Raw genomic sequence first — 19,729 nt, forward strand, 5'->3', positions numbered from 1 at the left:
ATGAGTACAAAACATACCATTGCCGTACTAGTAAACGACCAGCCGGGTGTCCTGCAGCGCGTATCCGGATTATTCGGACGCCGGGGCTTTAACATCGAGAGCATTACCGTGGGGCAGTCGGAGGAAATCGGCTTGTCCCGGATGGTGATCGTAACCACCGGAGACGAAACGACGCTGGAGCAGGTAGAGAAGCAGCTTTACAAGCTGATCGATGTCATTAAAGTCATCAATCTGAGCTCGAAGCCGATGGTTGCCCGGGAGCTCGCCCTGATCAAAGTAAAAGCCGAGCCGTCGGCAAGACCGGAAATTATGGGCGTTGTCGAGACCTTCCGCGCATCCGTCGTGGATATCGGCACGACCAACCTGATGGTTCAGGTTGTCGGCGATACCGTCAAAATCGATGCGATGATCGAGCTGCTTAAGCCTTATGGCATCCAGGAGCTTTCCCGCACCGGGGTTACCGCGATGATTCGCGGCAACGCGTAATGATGTAACATTATTCTTTTTATCCGATGACAAAGTTATTGCAATATAAGCGTTAGACACCTGCATGGCATGAGCGGGTGTCTCAGCAGATCGGGTAAGCAGCGGTCTATTGAGATACCCGCTCATCATGAAGGGTCTTTAAAATCAAAGGAGGACTTATACAAATGGCAATTACTACTTATTATGAACAAGATGCAGAACTCAGCGTGCTGAAAGACAAAACAATCGCGGTTATCGGCTACGGAAGCCAAGGTCATGCCCAAGCGCAAAACCTGCGCGACAGCGGACTTCAGGTTGTCATTGGTCTTCGTGAAGGCAAATCGTTCGACAAAGCGAAAAACGACGGTTTCGAAGTACTCCCTGTAGCGGAAGCCGTTAGCCGTGCGGATGTAGTACAAATCCTGATGCCGGACGAAACGCAAGCATCGGTGTACAAAAACGATATCGAGCCAAACCTGAAAAAAGGCGCGGCACTGATGTTCTCCCACGGTTTCAACGTTCATTTCGGTCAAATCGTAGCTCCTAAGGACAACGACGTTCTTCTGGTTGCTCCGAAATCCCCGGGTCACATGGTTCGCCGTACGTACGTTGAAGGCTTTGGCGTACCTGGATTGATCGCAATCGAGAAAGACGCGACTGGACAAGCTAAGGCGATCGGTCTTGCTTATGCAAAAGGCATCGGCTGTACTCGCGCAGGCGTTATCGAAACTTCCTTCCGCGAAGAAACCGAAACAGACTTGTTCGGTGAGCAAGCGGTATTGTGCGGCGGTGTATCCGCATTGGTCAAAGCAGGTTTCGAAACGTTGACCGAAGCCGGATATGCGCCGGAAATGGCATACTTCGAGTGCCTGCATGAACTGAAGCTGATCGTGGACATGATCTATGAAGGCGGTCTAGCAAGCATGCGCGACTCCATCAGCAACACGGCGGAGTATGGCGACTATGTAACAGGCCCTCGCGTGGTAACCGAAGATACCAAGAAGGCAATGAAAGAAGTCCTGTCCGATATTCAACAAGGTAAATTCGCCCGCGACTTTATCCTTGAGAACCAATCGGGACGCGCTTTCCTGACAGCTACTCGCCGCAACGAGTCCGAGCATCCGATCGAAGTGGTGGGTGCAGAGCTTCGCGAAATGATGCATTGGATCAAAAAATAAGAATATATAGAATTCATAAGGAATTCTTCGGGGTTTGGGGCAGACCGGCATGAGATGATGATGCTGCTGCCCGGACCCGTCAGATTAAGCAGCCGGCGGCAGGGGATTCTATCAACTGCCGCCGGATGTTTACGTCATGAGATAAACTTCAAGGAGGTGCCGACATGCGAAAGATTTATGTCTTTGATACAACGCTGAGAGATGGTGAGCAGTCTCCTGGCGTGAATTTGAACACTCGGGAAAAGGTGGAAATCGCCCTTCAGCTCGAAAAGTTAAAAATCGACCGCATGGAAGCAGGGTTTCCAGCGGCGTCACCCGGTGACCTTGCAGCTGTGAATGCAGTGGCACGCGCGGTTAAGGACGTTACGGTCATTGGATTGTCACGCTCCAGAGAAAATGACATCGATGCGGTTCGCGAAGCGCTTCAAGGCGCCCAGGACCCGTGCATTCACGTGTTCCTGGCCACTTCGCCGATTCACCGCAAGTTCAAGCTGCGGATGGAGAAGCAGCAGGTGCTGGAAACGGCGCAGGCTTCGATCCGTTACGCTAAGAAGTATTTTTCCAAAGTGGAATTTTCCCTGGAGGATGCGGGCCGGACCGAGCTGGATTTCATGGCCGAGGTCGTCGCCATGGCAGTGCGCGAAGGCGCCAATGTCGTGAACATTCCGGATACCGTGGGATATTTGAACCCTTCGGAATACGGGGCCATCTTCAAATACTTGAAGGAAAATGTTCCGGATATCGAGAAGGTTCAGCTGAGTGCGCACTGCCATAACGATCTGGGCATGGCCACGGCGAATACCCTTGCCGCCATTCTGAACGGGGCCGATCAGATCGAAGGCACGATCAACGGAATCGGTGAACGTGCAGGCAATACCGCGATCGAGGAAATTGCGATGGCGCTCGAGACGCGTTCCGAATTCTTTGGAGCGAAGACGGGGCTGGCCTTAACCGAAATCGCCCGCACGAGCCGCCTTGTGAGCAAGCTGACCGGGATGGTTGTGCCGGGCAACAAAGCGATTGTCGGCGCGAACGCATTCGCCCATGAATCCGGTATTCACCAGGACGGTATGCTGAAGGAGAAGACAACCTACGAAATTATGACCCCGGAGTCCATCGGACTTAAAGAAAGCAAGCTGGTATTAGGCAAACATTCCGGCCGCCATGCTTTCCGGGAGAAGCTGCTGGATCTGGGTTATGAGCTGAACGAAGAACAGGTGAATGACGCATTCGCCAAATTCAAGGTGCTGGCCGACAAGAAGAAGGAAGTATCCGATGAGGATCTGCTGGCTCTGCTGGAGGAGAAACTGATCGATACGCCGGAGGTCTTCAAGCTGGAAACGATCTTTGTTGCTTACGGCAACGAATCAACGCCGACGGCGCGGGTGCGCATTGCGACAGAAGATCAAACGATTGAAGAAGAGGCCGAGGGCAACGGTTCCGTGGACGCGATCTATAACGCGATCGACAAGGTGACCGGAGAAGAGGTTACGCTTGCGGATTATTCCATCAAGTCCGTAACGCACGGCAAGGATGCCCAAGGTGAAGTGCATGTCGTGCTGTCCCAAAATGACGTGGCCGCGCAAGGCCGCGGCTTGAGTACCGACATTCTGGAAGCGAGCGCACGAGCCTACGTCGATGCGGTGAACGTTCTGATCGAGAAACGCAAAACGTTTAGCAGGCGCGAGCGCGCTACGCTGTAATCATTCTTGGCGTGGCGGAAGCTCTGCTCTCCGCATGAGCGCTGAAGGTGCATGCCATAAAAAAAGAGGGGCCGCTATTGAAGCGGCCCCTCTTTTTTTGCTTTATTAAACTGTGGGTCAGACGTGTGGCCAGACGTGGAATGCAGGTATCAAGACACTAGCATCGAGGTTTAAACGGCCTCATAGCGGTGCGCCGATACCGGATTGAAGCAGCTGAACAACGAGATAAGACAGGGTTTCGCTTGGGCGTCGATGCGGAGTCCGCATCTTACCAGGCGTAGGCCTGCGGAGCGGCGCCGCCCGGACCCGGGAATATTTCATCCAAGCGCTTCATCACGGATTCATCGAGTTCGATCTCAAGCGAGCGCAGGGAGCTTTCGAATTGCTCCAGCGTACGCGGTCCGATAATCGGTCCGGTAACGGCGGGGTTCTTCAGCACCCAGGCAAGAGCGACGTTATCCTGCGGTTCGCCAAGTTCTTGGCAGAGAGCGGCAAACTGTTCCAGCTGCGCGCGGTGCTTCTCTACGCGCTCGGCATTGCCTCCGCTGCGCGAGCCCTCGATTTTTTTAAGGGCATTGCGTCCCAGCAGTCCCCCGTCCAGCGGACTCCAAGGAATCACGCCGAGACCCAACTGCTGTGAAGCGGGGAGCACTTCGAGTTCCGGCAACCGGCAGGTCAGGCTGTATTTGTGCTGCTCGGAAACGAGACCGAGGAAGTGACGGCTCTGGGCCGCGGCCTGCGCAACCGCAATCTGCCAGCCGGCAAAGTTGCTGGATCCGACATATCCGATTTTTCCTTGATGAACCGCAACCTCAAAAGCGCCCCACAGCTCGTCCCAAGTGACGGAAGGATCGACGTGATGCATTTGGTACAGCTCGATATGGTCGGTCTGCAGACGCTTCAGCGACCCTTCGAGATGACGGCGAAGTTTATAGCTCGACAGCCCGGCTTCATTGTTGGGGCCATCCAGAGGATCACTCATGGAACCGTAGAATTTAGTAGCCAAAACGACTTTTTCGCGGCGGCCTCCGCCTTGGTTAAACCAACGTCCGATGATGGTTTCGGTCAGGCCGGAATTCTCGCCCCAGCCGTAGATGTTCGCCGTATCAAAGAAATTGACGCCGGCGTCAAGCGCTGCATCCATGATGCGAAAGGCTTCCTTTTCATCCGTGGCAGGACCGAAATTCATCGTCCCCAAACACAGACGACTTACTTTCATGCCGGATTTACCTAGAGCTGCGTACTTCATAATCGATGATCACTCCTTGGTCGTTTAGGGTATAAGGCAAATTCACCCCTATTGTAGCGTATTGGCAGAAAAATGTAACTAACGGCGTTCTGGAAACGTTAGTATGGATAGGGACTGATTTTACGAGGAGGGGTAGGATGAATCGATTAGTTCCTTTCAGGATACTTTCATTGCTTGTTGTGTTAACCTCGGCGTTGATGATCAGCGCTTGCAACCAAACAGAGCCCAAGACTGCTGTCGATACTGATTTCAAGGAAACCATGTCTGACCTGACCAATCTTCAATCCATATCGCTAACGGAAAGTAACAAACAAATCATTAGGGAAACCTTTGATTCGGTGAAAGTGCTTCAAGACAAATTACAAAATCATCCTAGCCCAACTTGGGTTGTAGATAAAGAGGACGTGAAGATATCGCTGAGCGAATTTGTTCTGGCGAGGATAAACAGAGACTTAATATTTGCCCTAAACCAAGTGAAAGAAATTCCTTCCGATGCCGCATTACTGAAAGATATGGTCATCACGCAACTAACGGCGAATTACGCCAGACAGTCGGGCGTGGTCGTAACGCCCAAAGAAGTCAGTGAGGAAATCGAATTTCAAAAAGCAGCGCTGGATGAAGCTGATCCCAATGACGACAACCACCGGTTGATTCTTTACATCATGGAGAACCGAATTCGCATTTCGGGTAAGACGGAAGAAGAGTTTTGGAACAGTGCGGAGGTGTATGAGGATTACGAAACCTCATTGTACAACAGTAGATTAATCGCAAATATTCTGTCCGACGAGAGCACGAAGGGGATGGACAGCTATTATGAGCTACAGGAAAAGCTGTTCAACGATTTCCAGAAGAAGCATTCCATTCAGGCTCCAGATTTTAACGAATTATTACAATCAGCTTCCTAATTCTGCTCCCTCCTTTTCGATACCATATCCTTGTTCCTACAGCTAGTCTCGTTCCTGCTCCTTTTTCCTTCCTCTACCTACAAAGACTAGGACCAACCAAGAATCTCTTTAAGTTGTTACCCTCCGGATGTTACCTTCAAGAGCCGCCCAATCATTTTGCATAGGGCGGCTCTTCTCCCCCCCACCACCCTTGTGGTCAGGGAGATGTGCTCTTCTCCAGTGACCTGCCAATCCATTAGCTTCGAAGCAGCGGAGAGGACGAATCGATTCCGGAAAAGCGGAGCGGTCGCCTTTGGAGCCGAATTTCAACCCCTAACATATAATCCAGAAATTCGGCGACAACAGCGATTGGAGGAACGATACGTACTCGGAGCTTCCCGCATTAACTCTTCGAAGCTCTCGCATAAACTGCTCTCGCATAAACTGCTCTCGCATGAACTGCTCTCGCATGAACTGCTCTCGCATGAACTGCTCTCGCATAAAGCTGCTCTCGCTAAAGCCGCTCCTGTACAAGTAGACCACGCATAAAGCACCCACGAAGCTTTACTCGCATTAAGTCTTACTCGCCTTAGGCCTTACTCGCATTAAGTCGCTCTCGCGAAATTAGCTCTTCGAGCTTCTGTACAACTTCTATGACGCCGTCTCCCTGATCACATTCCCCCTACTTATAGGCAAAACGAATTAAGTTCATAGTTTCTATATCTTGGTCAATCAAGGGGAAAGTATGTTACAACAGTAACTAGATGATTAAATACGACCAGTGTATATATAAATAAGGAGTGACAAAGGATGGCAGAAACGAAAAAAATCGCGGTAATCGCGGGAGACGGCATCGGTCCTGAGGTAGTGGCGGAAGCGGAGAAAATCATTAAGCGTACCGAAGAGGTATTCGGACTTTCATTCACGACGGAACATGCGTTGTTTGGCGGCATTGCGATCGACGAGAAAGGAACGCCGCTCCCGGAAGAAACGCTGAGCGTATGCAAAAGCGCCGATGCGGTATTGCTCGGTGCGGTAGGCGGACCGAAATGGGACAACAACTCGAAGGAGCTTCGCCCGGAAACCGGATTGCTCGGCATCCGCAAAGAGCTTGGCCTGTTCTCGAACCTGCGTCCGGCCGTCATTTTTGACTGCTTGAAGGATGCATCCACACTGAAGCCTGAGGTTCTGGAAGGAACCGACTTGATGGTTGTTCGTGAACTGACGGGAGGCATATACTTCGGCGAGAAGTTCAGACGCGAAGGTGCAGGCGGAGAAGAAGCGGTAGATACCTGCGTATACAATACCGCCGAGGTAGAGCGCATCGTGCATCAAGCCTTCGAGATTGCACAGAAGCGCCGGAAGAAGCTGGCTTCCGTCGATAAAGCGAACGTGCTGGAAACGTCCCGCTTGTGGCGCGAAACCGTAAACCGCATCGCTCCTGAATATCCGGACGTCGAGCTGGAGCACGTGCTGGTAGACAACTGCGCAATGCAGCTTCTGCGCCGCCCGTCCAGCTTTGATGTCATCGTAACCGAGAATATGTTCGGTGACATTCTGAGCGACGAAGCAGCCATGCTGACAGGATCCATCGGCATGCTGGCATCCGCATCCATGGGCGAAGGAGCTTTCGGTCTGTACGAGCCGGTACACGGTTCGGCTCCGGACATTGCCGGCCAAGGCTTGGCGAACCCGATCGCAACGATTCTTTCCGTAGCGCTTATGTATCGCCTGACGTTCGGATACGAGGATGCGGCTGACGCCATTGAACGCGCAGTTGCCGAGGTGCTTGATGCAGGACACCGGACGGCAGACATTGCCGTTGATAGAAGCAAGGCGCTCAGCACCACGGAGATGGGCGATTTGATTGCCGCGGCTATCCGTTAATAGAAGAAGCGTGCGTTCAAGAAAACTTCTTATTTATAATAATTATAATAAAGTAACGTCTACAATCTTGACTTTGATTAGCCTCGATGATAACATTTCTATTAAATGTTCATAGAACATACCATGTAGAAAATACACGTATTTTCTTACATATGTTAAGGAGGAATTCAATCATGGCAGAACGTTTGGTTGGTAAAGCGGCTCCTGATTTCACAATGGAAACTGTATCAGGAGACGGTAAAGATTTTGGTAAAGTCAGCCTGTCCGACTACCGCGGCAAATGGCTCGTATTCTTCTTCTATCCGCTGGATTTCACTTTTGTATGCCCAACTGAAATCACGGCTCTCAGCGATGCTTACGATCAATTCAAAGCATTGGATACGGAAATTCTGGGTGTGAGCGTTGACTCGATTCACAGCCACAAAGCTTGGATCAACACAGCTAAAGAAGCTAACGGTCTGGGAGCATTGAACTTCCCGCTGGCTTCCGACATCACCAAGAACGTAGCTAGAGACTACGGCGTTCTGATCGAAGAAGAAGGCGTTGCTCTGCGCGGCCTGTACATCATCGATCCAGAAGGCGAATTGAAATATCAAGTTGTTAACCATAACGACGTTGGCCGCAGCGTAGAAGAAACGCTTCGCGTGCTTCAAGCACTGCAATCCGGCGGATTGTGCGCAATGAACTGGAAGCCGGGCGACAGCAACCTGTAATTTTATTTTATGAAATAGCAACCCTCATTACCTGACATTACTTGCAGGTAATGGGGGTTTTTTCACTCTGGTTTTATTGGATGAAATAGGGGAAGACTTTTGTTTAGGAAACCGCGCTTGCGTTAATATATAATTAAATAAATAGGTTGGCCGGCTTATGATTAGGAAATCATGCCAAAATTTTAAATCAAGGTTTTTTTCATGAAGGAATTAGCCTGCCTGAAAGCGAATACAATATTGAAACGATTGAGAATCCACAAAAGGAGGGTGAACGATATGAGTTTTTGCTGTGGGGCTAGTATGATGGGTACAAAGGGTACACTGAAGCATTATCGCACTCAAGTACATAATGTTCCCCTACTGTCTTGTCCGGTCTGCCATCGCGTCGAGGTTCATCATCGGGTTGAGAATGAGTATGAGATATTGGCTGAATATGCCCATGGTGACGGTGCATCCCAGGTGGATTTTCAGGATTACGTGATGGAAGATGAGGATGCCATTTTTGAGAATGTGATCAATCGGGAGTCGGAGGATCCGCTCACGGTTGTTCAGAGTCAGATTGATATGTCGCTGGATCTCCTGGTGGTTGCCAAATGGATGGAGGACGAGAAGTGGCAGGGCGAACTGAAAAGACGGCTTGCCGTGATGAGCCAGCGCAGGCTCCGACTCCAGAAGCAGCCTTAATTAGGGATTAATAAAGCCTCGTGAATGCCCGGGGCTTTTTTAATGTTTCAAATCAAGCGGATTTGGGTAATTACTTACATTAGCTGTGCAATGACGGATGTTATATCAATTACATAAACCAAAATACATAAGTAATGACAATGGTATTTTTATGCAATTATCCATTTTTCGACAGGATTTCTGATTGACGATTCTTTGTTTCGATGACTATCATGGAAGGAAGCAGATTCGGGCTGCTTCTGATTCAGAGGCGGACAAGCTCATTTTTTTCGCATGTTTTTTGTCGGTTTGGTGAGTTCAACTTTTCAAGAAAAGGGGGAGCCATCTTGTTGAGTCAAATCCGTGAATCTGAGCTGCAGGCAATTCGTTCATTTCATTCCAGTCAGCTTATTAGGAACAAGTATGAGAACATACTGGAGAATCTCGACAGCGGGATTATCCTCTTTGATAGTGATGGAGTGTTGGCATTTGTTAACGTGCAGATGGCAAAACTGTTAGGCGTATCCCGTAAATCGCTGACAGGCTGTACGCTGACCCAGCTATTGCGTCATCCCCAGCTCTCCAGATTCAAGAAGAAAAAAATACTTCGCATTTTTCGGGAAACGGTATTCCATCGCCGAAGATTCCATGAATTGGTTGATGAATTCGGCAGATCGTGGCTGATCACGATGACGTATGGGGACCAAATGGAAGGCGATTTTCTGATCAGCGTGAAGGATGTATCGGATTTCAAACGAATTGAGCAAACCGCTTATCAGAACGATAAACTGGCCATGCTGGGAAAAATCTCGGCTTCCATTGCCCATGAAATCCGAAACCCGCTGACATCCATTCGAGGCTTTATCCAGCTGCTGCGTCCGCATCTCGTAAGTTTGGGAAAGGACGAGTATGCCAGAATCATACTAACGGAGATCGATCGCGCAAACGATATTATATACGAATTTCTCAATTCCTCCAAACCCTCGGCTCCAGAGACCAAGATTGTATCCGTATCCTCATTATTGAAGGAAGTTGTTCTATTAACAGAGAGCGAAGCCTTGATGAAGGGATGCCAGATCAATCTACATACCGATAAGACCCCACCTGCGTTTATTTCCGTTGATGTCAAGCAGATCAAACAGGTGATTCTGAATATTATTAAAAATGCCCTCGACGCCATAAATGAGCATCATGACGAGAACATTACCGGGATGATTGATATTTCAGCCCGTGACACGGGCAAACATATTAACATTTGTATCTCGGATAACGGGGGCGGCATGGATCAGAATACGCTGAACCACCTCTTTAATCCCTTTTTTACGACGAAAGAGAGCGGCACGGGACTTGGATTGTCCGTGAGCTACAGCATCATCCGAAACCATGGCGGCACCATTGCCGTGGATAGCCAGGTTGGGGCTGGGACCGAGTTTGTGATCACGTTTCCCAAGCTGGACGTGTCGGAAGTCTGAGAGGATATGCAACCGATTTGAATACAAGAGCAGCTGTTCCAATGGAATGGCTTTTTCTTTTTTAGGAGGAGAAGAGACATGAAATGGACATATGAAAGCAATTTAACAGCCGGGCAAGTACAAGCGGATGCCATCATCGTTCCCGTTACTAAAAAACAAGCGAAGGAGGGCGGCATTTCCGCGGCCTGGGATCCGCTATTAAAGCAGTTGGCGGATAACCGGCTGTTCGACGGCACCGTCAACCGGTCACTCGTATGGCCGGAGAGCATTTCGAGCGGATCGCGCCTGTTAATATGGGTAGGCCGTCCCGAAGGGATCCTGACATCCGAGCAGCTGCGTTTGGTTGCGGCTCAAGCAGCTAAGGCGGCCGTAAAATCGGGAATACGCAGCGCGGCGATTCAAATTCCGCATACGATGGTCAGCTTCACCGCCGAACAGACGCCCCGCGACGCTGCTCAGGCTTTAACCGAGGGATTTATCCTGGGAAGCTACCGGAAACCGCATTATAAACGCGATGCTTCCGAACGTACGGATTTAGAAGAAATCCTCTATTTTATAGAAGGAAATACGGAAGCGGAATTTGAAGCCGCGTGGAAGGAAGGCATGTCGCTGGGCCAAGCGATTGGAGAAGCAACCTGCCTGGCACGAGATTTGACGAACCTTCCCGGCAATAAACTGTTACCGGAAGACTTGGCCCAGAAGGCGCTTCAGCTGGCGAAGCGGTACGGCTTCGAAGCACAGGTCCTGGATGAGGAAGCCATGGTCGAGAAAGGAATGGGCGGCCTCTTGGCCGTAGGGAAAGGCAGCATACATCCGCCGCGCATGATTACGATCCGTTATCAGGGACGGGAGACATGGGACGATGTGATCGGCCTGGTCGGCAAGGGGATCACATTTGATACCGGCGGCGTTTCGCTGAAGAGGGCAGCCGGAATGGAGGATATGATCAGCGATATGGGCGGGGCGGCTACAGTGCTTGGCGTTATGGAGGCTCTCGGGCGTATTCGCCCCAAGGCGAATGTCGTGATGGTGATCCCGTCTGCGGAGAACGTGATGAGCGGCGGCGCCTTTAAACCCGGCGATATCGTGACGACGCTGAGCGGCCGTACCGTCGAAGTGCTGAACACGGATGCCGAGGGCCGCATCGTGCTCGCGGATGGAGTAACCCATGCCAAACAGCTCGGTGCTTCGCGCCTGATTGATGTGGCCACGTTGACCGGGGCGGTCGTTTCGGCGCTTGGGGATATCGCCACCGGGGCCGTAACCAATGACGAAACCTTTTTGCAGGAGCTTATCGCTTCTTCCCGTAGGGCCGGCGAAAAAATATGGCCGCTCCCATCCTATCCGGAGTTTTGGGATAAATTGAAGAGCGAGGTGGCGGATTTGCGAAATCAAACTGGGCGAGAAGGCGGGACGATCACGGGCGGTCTTTTTGTGGGTACGTTTGCTGACGGGCTGCCTTGGGTTCATTTTGACATAGCAGGTACGGCTTACTTGTCCAAGGAGCGGGGCGTGGATTCCAGAGGGGCAACCGGCGTGCTCGTCCGAACCATCAGCGACTGGATACTCAGAGACGCCGAGGCCGTCAAGGATTGATGCACATGTTATGCTTTACTTTTCAACCGGCATTCAAGTATGATGAAGAGAAAATTGCCGAGAGGAGTTTAGCTTAGAATGATTAAGAGTAGTCAGACAAAGATTGTAGACTGTACCATTCGCGATGGCGGATTGGTGAACAACTGGGATTTTAGCGTAGAATTCGTGCAAAATTTATATGCAGGCCTGAATGAGGCTGGCGTGGACTATATGGAAATCGGTTATAAAAATTCGCCTAAGCTCCTAAAAGGCGCTGATCAAGCCGGCCCGTGGCGTTTTTTGGATGATGAATTCCTTCGAGAAGTTATTCCCCATAAAGGTAAAACCAAACTGTCCGCACTGGTCGATATCGGCCGGGTAGATGAGGATGATATTTTGCCGCGCGAGGAGAGCCTGCTGGATCTCATCCGCGTTGCATGTTACATCAAAGACGTGGATAAGGCGCTTGCGCTGGTTCAGACATTCCATGATCGCGGTTACGAGACGACGCTGAACATTATGGCCCTCTCCAACGTGATGGAGAATGAGCTGCTGGAAGCCTTTGAGATGATCAGGGAGAGCGACGTGGATGTGGTATACATCGTCGATTCTTACGGAAGCCTGGATCATAAAGACATGGAATACCTGGTAAATAAGTTCAAGACGCATCTGCCGAACAAACGTCTTGGCGTTCATACCCATAACAATATGCAGCTGGCGTTCTCCAACACACTGGTAGCCGCCGACCTTGGCGTTGAGCTTCTGGATGCGTCCGTGTACGGCATGGGCCGTGCAGCCGGCAACTGTCCGACCGAGCTTCTGGTTACCCATTTGAAAGGCACGAAGTACGAGCTGCGCCCGGTACTGGACATTATTGAGCGCTTCATGATCCCTCTTCGCGAAAAAGAGGAGTGGGGTTACATCATGCCCTACATGATTACAGGCACCCTGGACGAACATCCGCGCTCTGCTATGGCACTTCGCGCTTCGGACGATAAAGACAAAATTGTGGATTTTTACGATAAATTGACGACGCCGGAAGTGACGTTCGACAAAAAGAAGTAAGGATGACTAGGGCGTCTTTGCATCTTATATAAGTGTATGAAAGTGCAGCATCTTTCCCCATTCGGAAGGGTGCTGTTTGCTTTCTAGTGCCCAAGAATGCATTTTCCATAAAATACATGTTGAAATTGCTTGTCACGCATGGTATATTTATTTTTGTCTTCAAAAGACAATATGTTGATTATCGGGACGTAGCTCAGCTTGGTAGAGCACCTGGTTTGGGACCAGGGGGTCGCATGTTCAAATCGTGTCGTCCCGATTCGCTTATGATTTAGGGCCTCGCAAAAAGTAATCGGCATATGCTCCAAAGCATAGCGGCACTTTTGTAGGTGGATATGCGGGTGTAGTTCAATGGTAGAACTCCAGCCTTCCAAGCTGGTAGCGTGGGTTCGATTCCCATCACCCGCTTATAGTTACATGGAAACCCTTGGTATCAAGGGTTTTTTTGTTGCTTCATTGCATAACTGGCTGCAGAAGCTGCTTGTTATCTTAGACGGGGCAAAGTAGTAAATCCTTGAGAAATCAAGGAACTCTGAATGTTATAGGATGCAGGCTCTGCAGATAGCCCTTTTACATTTTAGAAATATCTGTTATAATGGCCATAATTTCATTCCAAGAATGCGAGGTAACCTAGTCCAATGAAGTAAGACACCCTTTTCTCTAAAACAACTGCATGTGGTTTTGCAGGCGTTTCTCTACGGCGGTAGAGGGAGAGATTTGGCGTGTCTGAACAATGTGACTGGGGTACCTCTTTTTGTTATGCCGGAAACGGTACTCTGATACGATACCAATCACATATACGGAACCGAGTGCTGCTTTTGTTGACGGGCGAAGGGTAAGGACATTTCATCTCAATACCCGTCAGGGCTGGCCTGGAATGAACAGCCGAAGAATTGAGCAGTGGCGCGCATTCGTCCCGTTATTCAGATCCAAACGATCCTCTCTCATGACAACCGCCGCAGGCCATCGCCTGCGGTTTTTGATGTTTTTCACAGAGAGAGGATGAGGCTATATGACAATGATTCTAAAAGCGAAGGATATCAGCATGGAACTTCAAGGAAAGCCGCTGTTAGAAGGCATTCAGCTGGAAGTGGCCGAAGGAGAGCGGATCGCGCTGTATGGGCGCAACGGTACAGGCAAAACAACGCTCCTCTCCATCCTGGCCGGTGAGCTTGAGCCGACCTCCGGCGTTGTGGAGGCGATCCTTCCAAGAGAGCGCTGGGGCTGGCTGAGACAGCAGGATGAACCGGAGGAAGGCGATATGAGTGCGATCGATACGGTGCGCAGCCGCAGTCATCCTACGTTATGGGAGCTGAAGCTTCGGCTTGCGGGAATCGAGCAGCGGATGAATGGCGGCAGCGCAGCGGAAATGGAGCAGCTGCTAGAGTTATATGGCAATCTGCTGGAGCGTTATGAATCCCGGAACGGTTTCCAGTGGGAGACCGAGGTGGAGAAAGCGATGACGATGCTGGGCATCGGGCCGGAGGTGTGGCCGGTGTCCTATCGCGAGCTGAGCGGAGGCCAGAAAACGAAGGTGATGCTGTCGGCGCTCCTGGTGTCGGCCCCGAAATTTCTGCTGCTTGACGAGCCGACGAACCATCTGGACAGTGAAAGCCTGGTTTGGCTGGAGCAGTGGCTGGTGTCGACCTATAAAGGAACGGTGCTGTTTGTATCCCATGACAGGGAATTCATTGACCAGGTGGCGACAGCGGTCTGTGAGCTGACGTCGGAGGAACTCCGGCGTTACCGGGGAGGATACACGGATTACCGGCGCGAAAAGGAACGCGAGCAACGCGAGCAGGAGACGCTCTATCGCAAGCAGGAGCTGGCCCGCAAGGCGCTTGAGGAGTCGATCCGAAGATACGAGGAATGGTTCCATAAAGCGCATAACGCGGCCGGGGACGTGAATGAAGTCAAGATCACCGCCAGTTTCTACAAGGCCAAAGCGAAGAAGAACATCTCCAGATACCATGCCAAGGAAAAAGCACTGGAACGGCTGGAAGCCGAGCGGGTGGATAAGCCGCGCAGCGGGCCCAAGCTGAACATGGAGCTGGAAGGGGAGGCATTCGGCGGCCGAACCCTGGTCCAAGTGAAGGACATCTGTTTTGGATACGGAGATCAACGGCTTTTTAATAAACTCACCTTCTATCTAAACCGCGGGGACCGGCTCGCCATAAGAGGCCCCAACGGAAGCGGAAAAACGACGCTGCTCAAGCTGCTGCTGGGGGAGATCGATCCGCAGGAAGGCCGGATTACCCGGAATCCTTCCGTCAAGATCGGCTATTTTTCGCAGGAGCTTGAGGGGCTTGAACCGGAAACCACGCTGCTGGACAGTCTTCTTGTCATTCCCGGCATGACGGAGAGCCGTGCGCGTACCCTGCTGGGATCGTTTCTCTTCAGGAGAGACGACGTGTTTAAGAAGATGGGACAGCTCAGCATGGGGGAGAAGTGCAGAACGGCTTTTCTCAAGCTGTATTTCAGCGGGGCGCATCTCCTCGTACTGGATGAACCCTCGAATTACCTGGACGTGGATACCCGAGAGGTGATTGAACAGGTGCTCGTAAGCTTTCCGGGGGCCATCGCGCTTGTATCGCATGACCGGTATTTGGTGCGCAAAATCGCGAACCGGCTGCTTACGCTGAAGCCTGGGGAAGCTCCCGCATGGTTCGAGGGAAGCGTCGGCGAGGAGGAGGAACAGGCTGCGCGAACCGGGGTGATCAAGGGAGATACGGAGAAGGACAATCGCCGAATGGCGCTTGAGTACCGGATTCAGGAATTGCTGGGGTTATCCGCTGATGGACTTGAGGCCGGGGATGAGGCAAGCTGGCTTGCCGAAATTAGAGAGCTGCGGGCCGAGCTTGCCGGGCTTTTGTCGGATTAAGTCCAAGGATCTCGATTAATATCGGCCCGATGAGGTTAAAATGGGGAAATGAAACTTGCCATATGCCGAAAGGTTGCATATAATAAACCCTATATATTTGCATAAGTTCTAAATGCATGGATGGAGAAAAGTAGCCAGTGCCTCTTTACAGGGAAGGGATGCCGTGGATTGAGAGTGTCCCTCAAAGAATCAGGCTGGTGAAGTTCGCTCCGGAGCAGTTCCCTGAACACGGCAGCCCGCCGGTTGAGTAGGGGATAACGGGTCCGATTCGTTACGTCGGTCAAGTGAGCATGATGAGGCATACTCGTGCCCAAGGCTTTTACCGTCTTGGTTAGGGTATGATGCATGTTAACAAGGGTGGTACCACGGTCTCTTCGTCCCTTTTCGGGAGGAGAGGCCTTTTTTGTTTTCAGAACAATGATGGAGTTTACAAAGGGGTGTGCGAATAGCCATGAAGGAAAAATTGGAAGCTTTAAAGCAGGAAGCATTGGCTCAATTGCAGGATGTTACCGATCCGCAGCAGCTGAATGATTTGCGGGTGAAATACCTTGGCAAAAAAGGGGCCCTGACGGAAATCCTGCGCGGCATGGGAGCGCTCAGTGCAGAGGAGCGTCCCGTTATCGGCCAGGTGGCCAATGACGTTCGCGGCGCGATCGAGGAAGTCATCTCCGGCAAGCAGGAAGCGTTCCTGCAGCAGGAAACCGAAGAGCGTCTGCGCGCAGAGAAAGTGGACGTGACCCTTCCGGGACGCAAGCTCAGCCAAGGTGCGGTGCATCCGCTCAGCAAGGTGATCCAGGATATCGAGGATATTTTCATCGGGATGGGATACCGCGTAGCGGAAGGACCCGAGGTGGAGACGGACTATTTCAATTTCGAGGCGCTCAATCTGCCGAAGAACCACCCGGCACGCGACATGCAGGATTCCTTCTATTTGACGGAAGATCTGCTGATGCGGACCCAGACTTCCCCGGTGCAAGCCCGGACGATGCTGTCGATGCAAGGAAAAGCGCCGGTCAAAATCATCTGTCCCGGGCGCGTATTCCGCCGGGACGACGATGACGCGACCCATTCGTTCCAGTTCCATCAAATCGAGGGTCTCGTGATCGGCGAGAACATTCGCATGAGCGATTTGAAAGGGACGCTGCTGCAATTCGTTCAGGAAATGTTCGGCGATAACACGCAGATCCGTCTGCGTCCAAGCTTCTTCCCATTCACGGAGCCCAGCGCGGAAGTGGACGTATCCTGTGTCAAATGCGGCGGCAGCGGCTGTCGCGTATGCAAGCAAACGGGCTGGCTAGAGATTTTAGGCTGCGGCATGGTTCATCCGAAGGTGCTCGAAATGGGCGGTTATGACCCTGAGAAGTACAGCGGATTTGCTTTCGGTATGGGGGTTGAGCGGATTGCCATGCTGAAATACGGCGTGGATGACATCCGCCACTTCTTCAACAACGATACGGCATTCTTGAATCAGTTCACGCGGATCTAATTTTAACGATAAAGGGAAGTGAATAGACAATGAGAGTTTCAACCGATTGGTTGTCCGATTATATTTCGCTCGAAGGCGTAACCTCAGAGGATTTGGCAAGCCGTATTACATCGGCCGGCATTGAAATCGATGTGATCGAGAAACGGAATCAAGGCATTAACAACGTGGTCGTAGGCTACGTCAAGAGCAAGGAGAAGCATCCCGATGCGGATAAGCTAAACGTGTGTGTCGTCGATGCAGGCCAGGAAGAAGATCTCCAGATCGTATGCGGAGCAAAAAACGTGGATGCTGGCCAGAAGGTGCCGGTAGCGCTTGTGGGCGCGAAGCTGCCGGGCGGGCTGGATATCAAAAAAGCCAAGCTGCGCGGCGTGCTGTCCCAAGGTATGATTTGCTCGGCCAAGGAACTGGGCATGAATGACAAACTGCTGCCCAAAGAGCTGCAGGAGGGGATTTTGGTGCTTCCGGCTGACACGGAGATCGGCAAACCGATTGTGGATGTGCTGGGCCTGAACGATGAGATTCTGGAGCTGGACCTGACGCCGAACCGTTCCGACTGCCTCAGCATGCTGGGCACGGCTTACGAAGTGAGCGCCATCCTCGGCCGCGAGCTGAGCCTGCCGAACCCGGAGAAGGAGATGCTGGAGGTTCATGATGCAGCAGCCGATCATATCTCGGTTACGATCGGAGCGGATGAGCAGTGCAGCCATTATGCTGCACGCTATATCACGGGCGTAACGATAGCTCCTTCCCCGCTGTGGATGCAGAACCGGTTGATGGCAGCCGGCGTGCGTCCGATCAATAACATTGTGGATATTACCAATTATGTGATGCTGGAATACGGCCAGCCGCTGCATGCTTTTGATGCGGATCAGCTGAAAGACGGGGCGGTTCACGTGCGCTTGGCTGAGGCCGGCGAGACGATGGTGACGCTGGATGGCGCGGAGCGGCGCCTGGAGCCGCATATGCTGGTGATTACGGCAGGCGGCAAGCCGGTGGCCTTGGCTGGCGTTATGGGCGGACTGGACTCCGAAGTAACGGACGGAACGGTGAATATTTTCCTGGAGTCCGCTAAATTCGATGGCGGCACCGTCCGCAAAACCTCCCGTCAGCTGGGACTTCGCTCAGAGGCAAGCTCCCGCTTCGAGAAGGAAGTGGACCCGGCGGCAGTGATCCCTGCTTTGAACCGAGCGGCTGCACTGATGGCGAAATATGCCGGCGGGTCCGTTCATCAAGGAATCGTCGAAGCAGGAAGTGCGCAAACCGAGCCGTCCGTGATTACGTTGTCGCTGGAGAAGCTCAATCGTTATCTGGGCACGGAGCTGTCTTTGCTTGAGGTCAAAACGATCTTCTCCCGACTGCATTTCCCTAGCGGGGATGCGGGCCAGGGATTGGTGGATATTCAAGTGCCTTCCCGCCGCGGCGATATTACGCTCGATGTGGACCTAATCGAAGAGATTGCCCGCCTGTATGGCTACGACAACATACCGACCACGGCGATTGAAGGACCGACGACGCCGGGTTCGTTGACGGAAGCGCAGGCCATCCGCCGCTCGCTTCGCCGCCTGCTGACGCACAGCGGATTCCAGGAGGTTCTGGGTTATTCCTTCATTCATCCGCAGCAAGCGGAAGTGTTCACTTCCCTATCGGAAGGCGGGAAGGCGGTTAAGCTGGCGATGCCGATGAGCGAGGACCGCAGCGTGCTGCGTACCAGCTTGCTGCCGCAGCTGCTGGATATCGCGGTGTATAACCATAACCGCAAGCAGCCGGACCTGGCTCTGTTTGAAATAGGGAACCTGTTCCACACGCAGGAGGAGACGTTGACCAAGCAGCCGCAGGAGCGTCCGGTTCTCGGTCTGCTGCTGTCAGGACGCAAAGGCAGCAAGCAGTGGAACGTCCAGCCGGCCAAAGTGGATTTCTTCGATTTGAAGGGTGCGCTTGAAACGGTGCTCGATTATCTCGGCGTTCGCGCTGACGACATTGCTTACGAAGCGAACGGGCCGGCAGGCTTCCATCCGGGACGTTCCGCTTCCGTTTACGTAGGCCAGGGTGAGAACAAACATCTGCTCGGCGTGCTCGGACAAATTCATCCAAAGACGCAGCAGGAGCTGGATTTGGAAGATACCTATGCCGCCGAGATCCTGCTTGAGCCGCTCTATGATCTGACCAATGCCCGCGTCGCTTACCGCGATCTGCCTAGATTCCCCGGCATGGAGCGCGATCTTGCCATCGTGGTGAATGAGGAAGTAGAAGCCGGCTCCCTGATTCAAGTCATCCGAGAGAATGCCGGTGAGCTTCTGCAGCAGATTCAGGTGTTTGACGTCTTCACGGGCAGCAAGCTGGGAGAAGGCAAGAAGAGTGTTGCGATCTCCTTGACGTACCGCCATCAGGAGCGGACGCTGACCGATGAAGAGGTTGCCGGGGTTACGGAAAAAGCAGTCGCTGCTCTTCAGCAAACTTTTGGCGCAGAATTAAGAAAATAGCAGGAATTGTGAACGTCCGCATCGAATCCAT

The 19,729-nt window shown here is 52.0% G+C and carries 15 protein-coding genes, 2 tRNA genes and 1 other annotated feature; of the genes, 15 read left to right on the forward strand and 2 right to left on the reverse strand.

All coding sequences use genetic code 11. The features are described 5' to 3' along the window. From ilvN to BMX45_RS06865, 3 genes are all read left to right on the forward strand, one after another. Positions 1–486, forward strand: coding sequence for an acetolactate synthase small subunit (gene ilvN / locus BMX45_RS06855; protein WP_009589349.1), 486 nt, complete (start codon positions 1–3; stop codon positions 484–486). Positions 487–650: 164 nt separating this feature from the next. Next, on the forward strand, positions 651–1,643 hold the full coding sequence (gene ilvC / locus BMX45_RS06860) for a ketol-acid reductoisomerase (protein WP_036639716.1): 993 nt from the start codon (positions 651–653) through the stop codon (positions 1,641–1,643). Positions 1,644–1,807: 164 nt separating this feature from the next. After that, a complete protein-coding gene (locus BMX45_RS06865; protein ID WP_090909057.1) occupies positions 1,808–3,346 on the forward strand; it encodes a 2-isopropylmalate synthase in 1,539 nt (512 codons plus the stop codon). A gap of 268 nt (positions 3,347–3,614) precedes the next feature. Here the strand turns inward: BMX45_RS06865 and BMX45_RS06870 are convergent, their stop codons facing one another. Next, complete coding sequence (locus BMX45_RS06870; protein WP_009589355.1) at positions 3,615–4,595, reverse strand: aldo/keto reductase; 981 nt, start codon at positions 4,593–4,595, stop codon at positions 3,615–3,617. A 137-nt stretch (positions 4,596–4,732) separates the two neighbouring features. On the opposite strand from BMX45_RS06870, the gene BMX45_RS06875 reads away from it, so the two are divergent. After that, positions 4,733–5,500, forward strand: coding sequence for a hypothetical protein (locus BMX45_RS06875; protein ID WP_090909058.1), 768 nt, complete (start codon positions 4,733–4,735; stop codon positions 5,498–5,500). Between the two features lie 312 nt (positions 5,501–5,812). Here BMX45_RS06875 and BMX45_RS30955 read toward each other — a convergent pair whose 3' ends face one another. Continuing rightward, positions 5,813–6,037 (reverse strand): hypothetical protein, encoded by a 225-nt coding sequence (locus BMX45_RS30955; RefSeq protein ID WP_139212437.1) that lies wholly within the window; start codon positions 6,035–6,037, stop codon positions 5,813–5,815. A 252-nt stretch (positions 6,038–6,289) separates the two neighbouring features. Between BMX45_RS30955 and leuB the strand changes: the two genes are divergently transcribed. The 11 genes from leuB (at position 6,290) to pheT (ending at position 19,698) form a co-directional block, all read left to right on the forward strand. Then, the gene (leuB, locus tag BMX45_RS06880; protein WP_009593065.1) at positions 6,290–7,366 is read left to right on the forward strand and encodes a 3-isopropylmalate dehydrogenase; all 1,077 of its coding nucleotides are present in this window, start codon (positions 6,290–6,292) and stop codon (positions 7,364–7,366) included. A gap of 173 nt (positions 7,367–7,539) precedes the next feature. After that, positions 7,540–8,079, forward strand: coding sequence for a peroxiredoxin (locus BMX45_RS06885; protein WP_009593058.1), 540 nt, complete (start codon positions 7,540–7,542; stop codon positions 8,077–8,079). A gap of 276 nt (positions 8,080–8,355) precedes the next feature. Next, positions 8,356–8,763: a hypothetical protein gene (locus BMX45_RS06890; protein ID WP_036672645.1), complete on the forward strand. Its 408-nt coding sequence runs from the start codon at positions 8,356–8,358 to the stop codon at positions 8,761–8,763. Positions 8,764–9,089: 326 nt separating this feature from the next. Continuing rightward, positions 9,090–10,214, forward strand: a complete 1,125-nt coding sequence (locus BMX45_RS06895) for an ATP-binding protein (protein ID WP_009593063.1) — start codon at positions 9,090–9,092, stop codon at positions 10,212–10,214. 78 nt (positions 10,215–10,292) lie between these two features. After that, a complete protein-coding gene (locus BMX45_RS06900) occupies positions 10,293–11,810 on the forward strand; it encodes a leucyl aminopeptidase (protein WP_090909059.1) in 1,518 nt (505 codons plus the stop codon). A 78-nt stretch (positions 11,811–11,888) separates the two neighbouring features. Further along, entirely contained in the window at positions 11,889–12,854 is a 966-nt protein-coding gene (locus BMX45_RS06905) for an aldolase catalytic domain-containing protein (protein ID WP_090909060.1), read from the forward strand. 182 nt (positions 12,855–13,036) lie between these two features. Next, a tRNA-Pro gene (locus BMX45_RS06910) sits at positions 13,037–13,110 on the forward strand. Between the two features lie 78 nt (positions 13,111–13,188). Further along, a tRNA-Gly gene (locus BMX45_RS06915) sits at positions 13,189–13,259 on the forward strand. Positions 13,260–13,863: 604 nt separating this feature from the next. Further along, complete coding sequence (gene abc-f / locus BMX45_RS06920; protein WP_090909061.1) at positions 13,864–15,732, forward strand: ribosomal protection-like ABC-F family protein; 1,869 nt, start codon at positions 13,864–13,866, stop codon at positions 15,730–15,732. A 108-nt stretch (positions 15,733–15,840) separates the two neighbouring features. Beyond that, positions 15,841–16,117, forward strand: a binding site (T-box leader). A gap of 66 nt (positions 16,118–16,183) precedes the next feature. Next, on the forward strand, positions 16,184–17,218 hold the full coding sequence (pheS, locus tag BMX45_RS06925) for a phenylalanine--tRNA ligase subunit alpha (RefSeq protein ID WP_009593059.1): 1,035 nt from the start codon (positions 16,184–16,186) through the stop codon (positions 17,216–17,218). A 29-nt stretch (positions 17,219–17,247) separates the two neighbouring features. Beyond that, a complete protein-coding gene (gene pheT / locus BMX45_RS06930) occupies positions 17,248–19,698 on the forward strand; it encodes a phenylalanine--tRNA ligase subunit beta (RefSeq protein WP_090909062.1) in 2,451 nt (816 codons plus the stop codon). Positions 19,699–19,729: the final 31 nt, after the last annotated feature.

Source organism: Paenibacillus sp. cl141a, from assembly GCF_900109305.1.
Lineage (GTDB): Bacteria > Bacillota > Bacilli > Paenibacillales > Paenibacillaceae > Paenibacillus_AQ > Paenibacillus_AQ lautus_A.

Bases quoted from the DNA above. Each gene is read 5' to 3' on its own strand.
- pheS (WP_009593059.1), top strand. From the start codon at position 16,184: ATGAAGGAAAAATTGGAAGCTTTAAAGCAGGAAGCATTGGCTCAATTG.
- BMX45_RS06865 (WP_090909057.1), top strand. From the start codon at position 1,808: ATGCGAAAGATTTATGTCTTTGATACAACGCTGAGAGATGGTGAGCAG.
- ilvC (WP_036639716.1), top strand. From the start codon at position 651: ATGGCAATTACTACTTATTATGAACAAGATGCAGAACTCAGCGTGCTG.
- BMX45_RS06900 (WP_090909059.1), top strand. From the start codon at position 10,293: ATGAAATGGACATATGAAAGCAATTTAACAGCCGGGCAAGTACAAGCG.
- BMX45_RS06875 (WP_090909058.1), top strand. From the start codon at position 4,733: ATGAATCGATTAGTTCCTTTCAGGATACTTTCATTGCTTGTTGTGTTA.
- BMX45_RS06890 (WP_036672645.1), top strand. From the start codon at position 8,356: ATGAGTTTTTGCTGTGGGGCTAGTATGATGGGTACAAAGGGTACACTG.
- BMX45_RS06905 (WP_090909060.1), top strand. From the start codon at position 11,889: ATGATTAAGAGTAGTCAGACAAAGATTGTAGACTGTACCATTCGCGAT.
- BMX45_RS06870 (WP_009589355.1), bottom strand. From the start codon at position 4,595: ATGAAGTACGCAGCTCTAGGTAAATCCGGCATGAAAGTAAGTCGTCTG.
- pheT (WP_090909062.1), top strand. From the start codon at position 17,248: ATGAGAGTTTCAACCGATTGGTTGTCCGATTATATTTCGCTCGAAGGC.
- abc-f (WP_090909061.1), top strand. From the start codon at position 13,864: ATGACAATGATTCTAAAAGCGAAGGATATCAGCATGGAACTTCAAGGA.
- leuB (WP_009593065.1), top strand. From the start codon at position 6,290: ATGGCAGAAACGAAAAAAATCGCGGTAATCGCGGGAGACGGCATCGGT.
- ilvN (WP_009589349.1), top strand. From the start codon at position 1: ATGAGTACAAAACATACCATTGCCGTACTAGTAAACGACCAGCCGGGT.
- BMX45_RS06885 (WP_009593058.1), top strand. From the start codon at position 7,540: ATGGCAGAACGTTTGGTTGGTAAAGCGGCTCCTGATTTCACAATGGAA.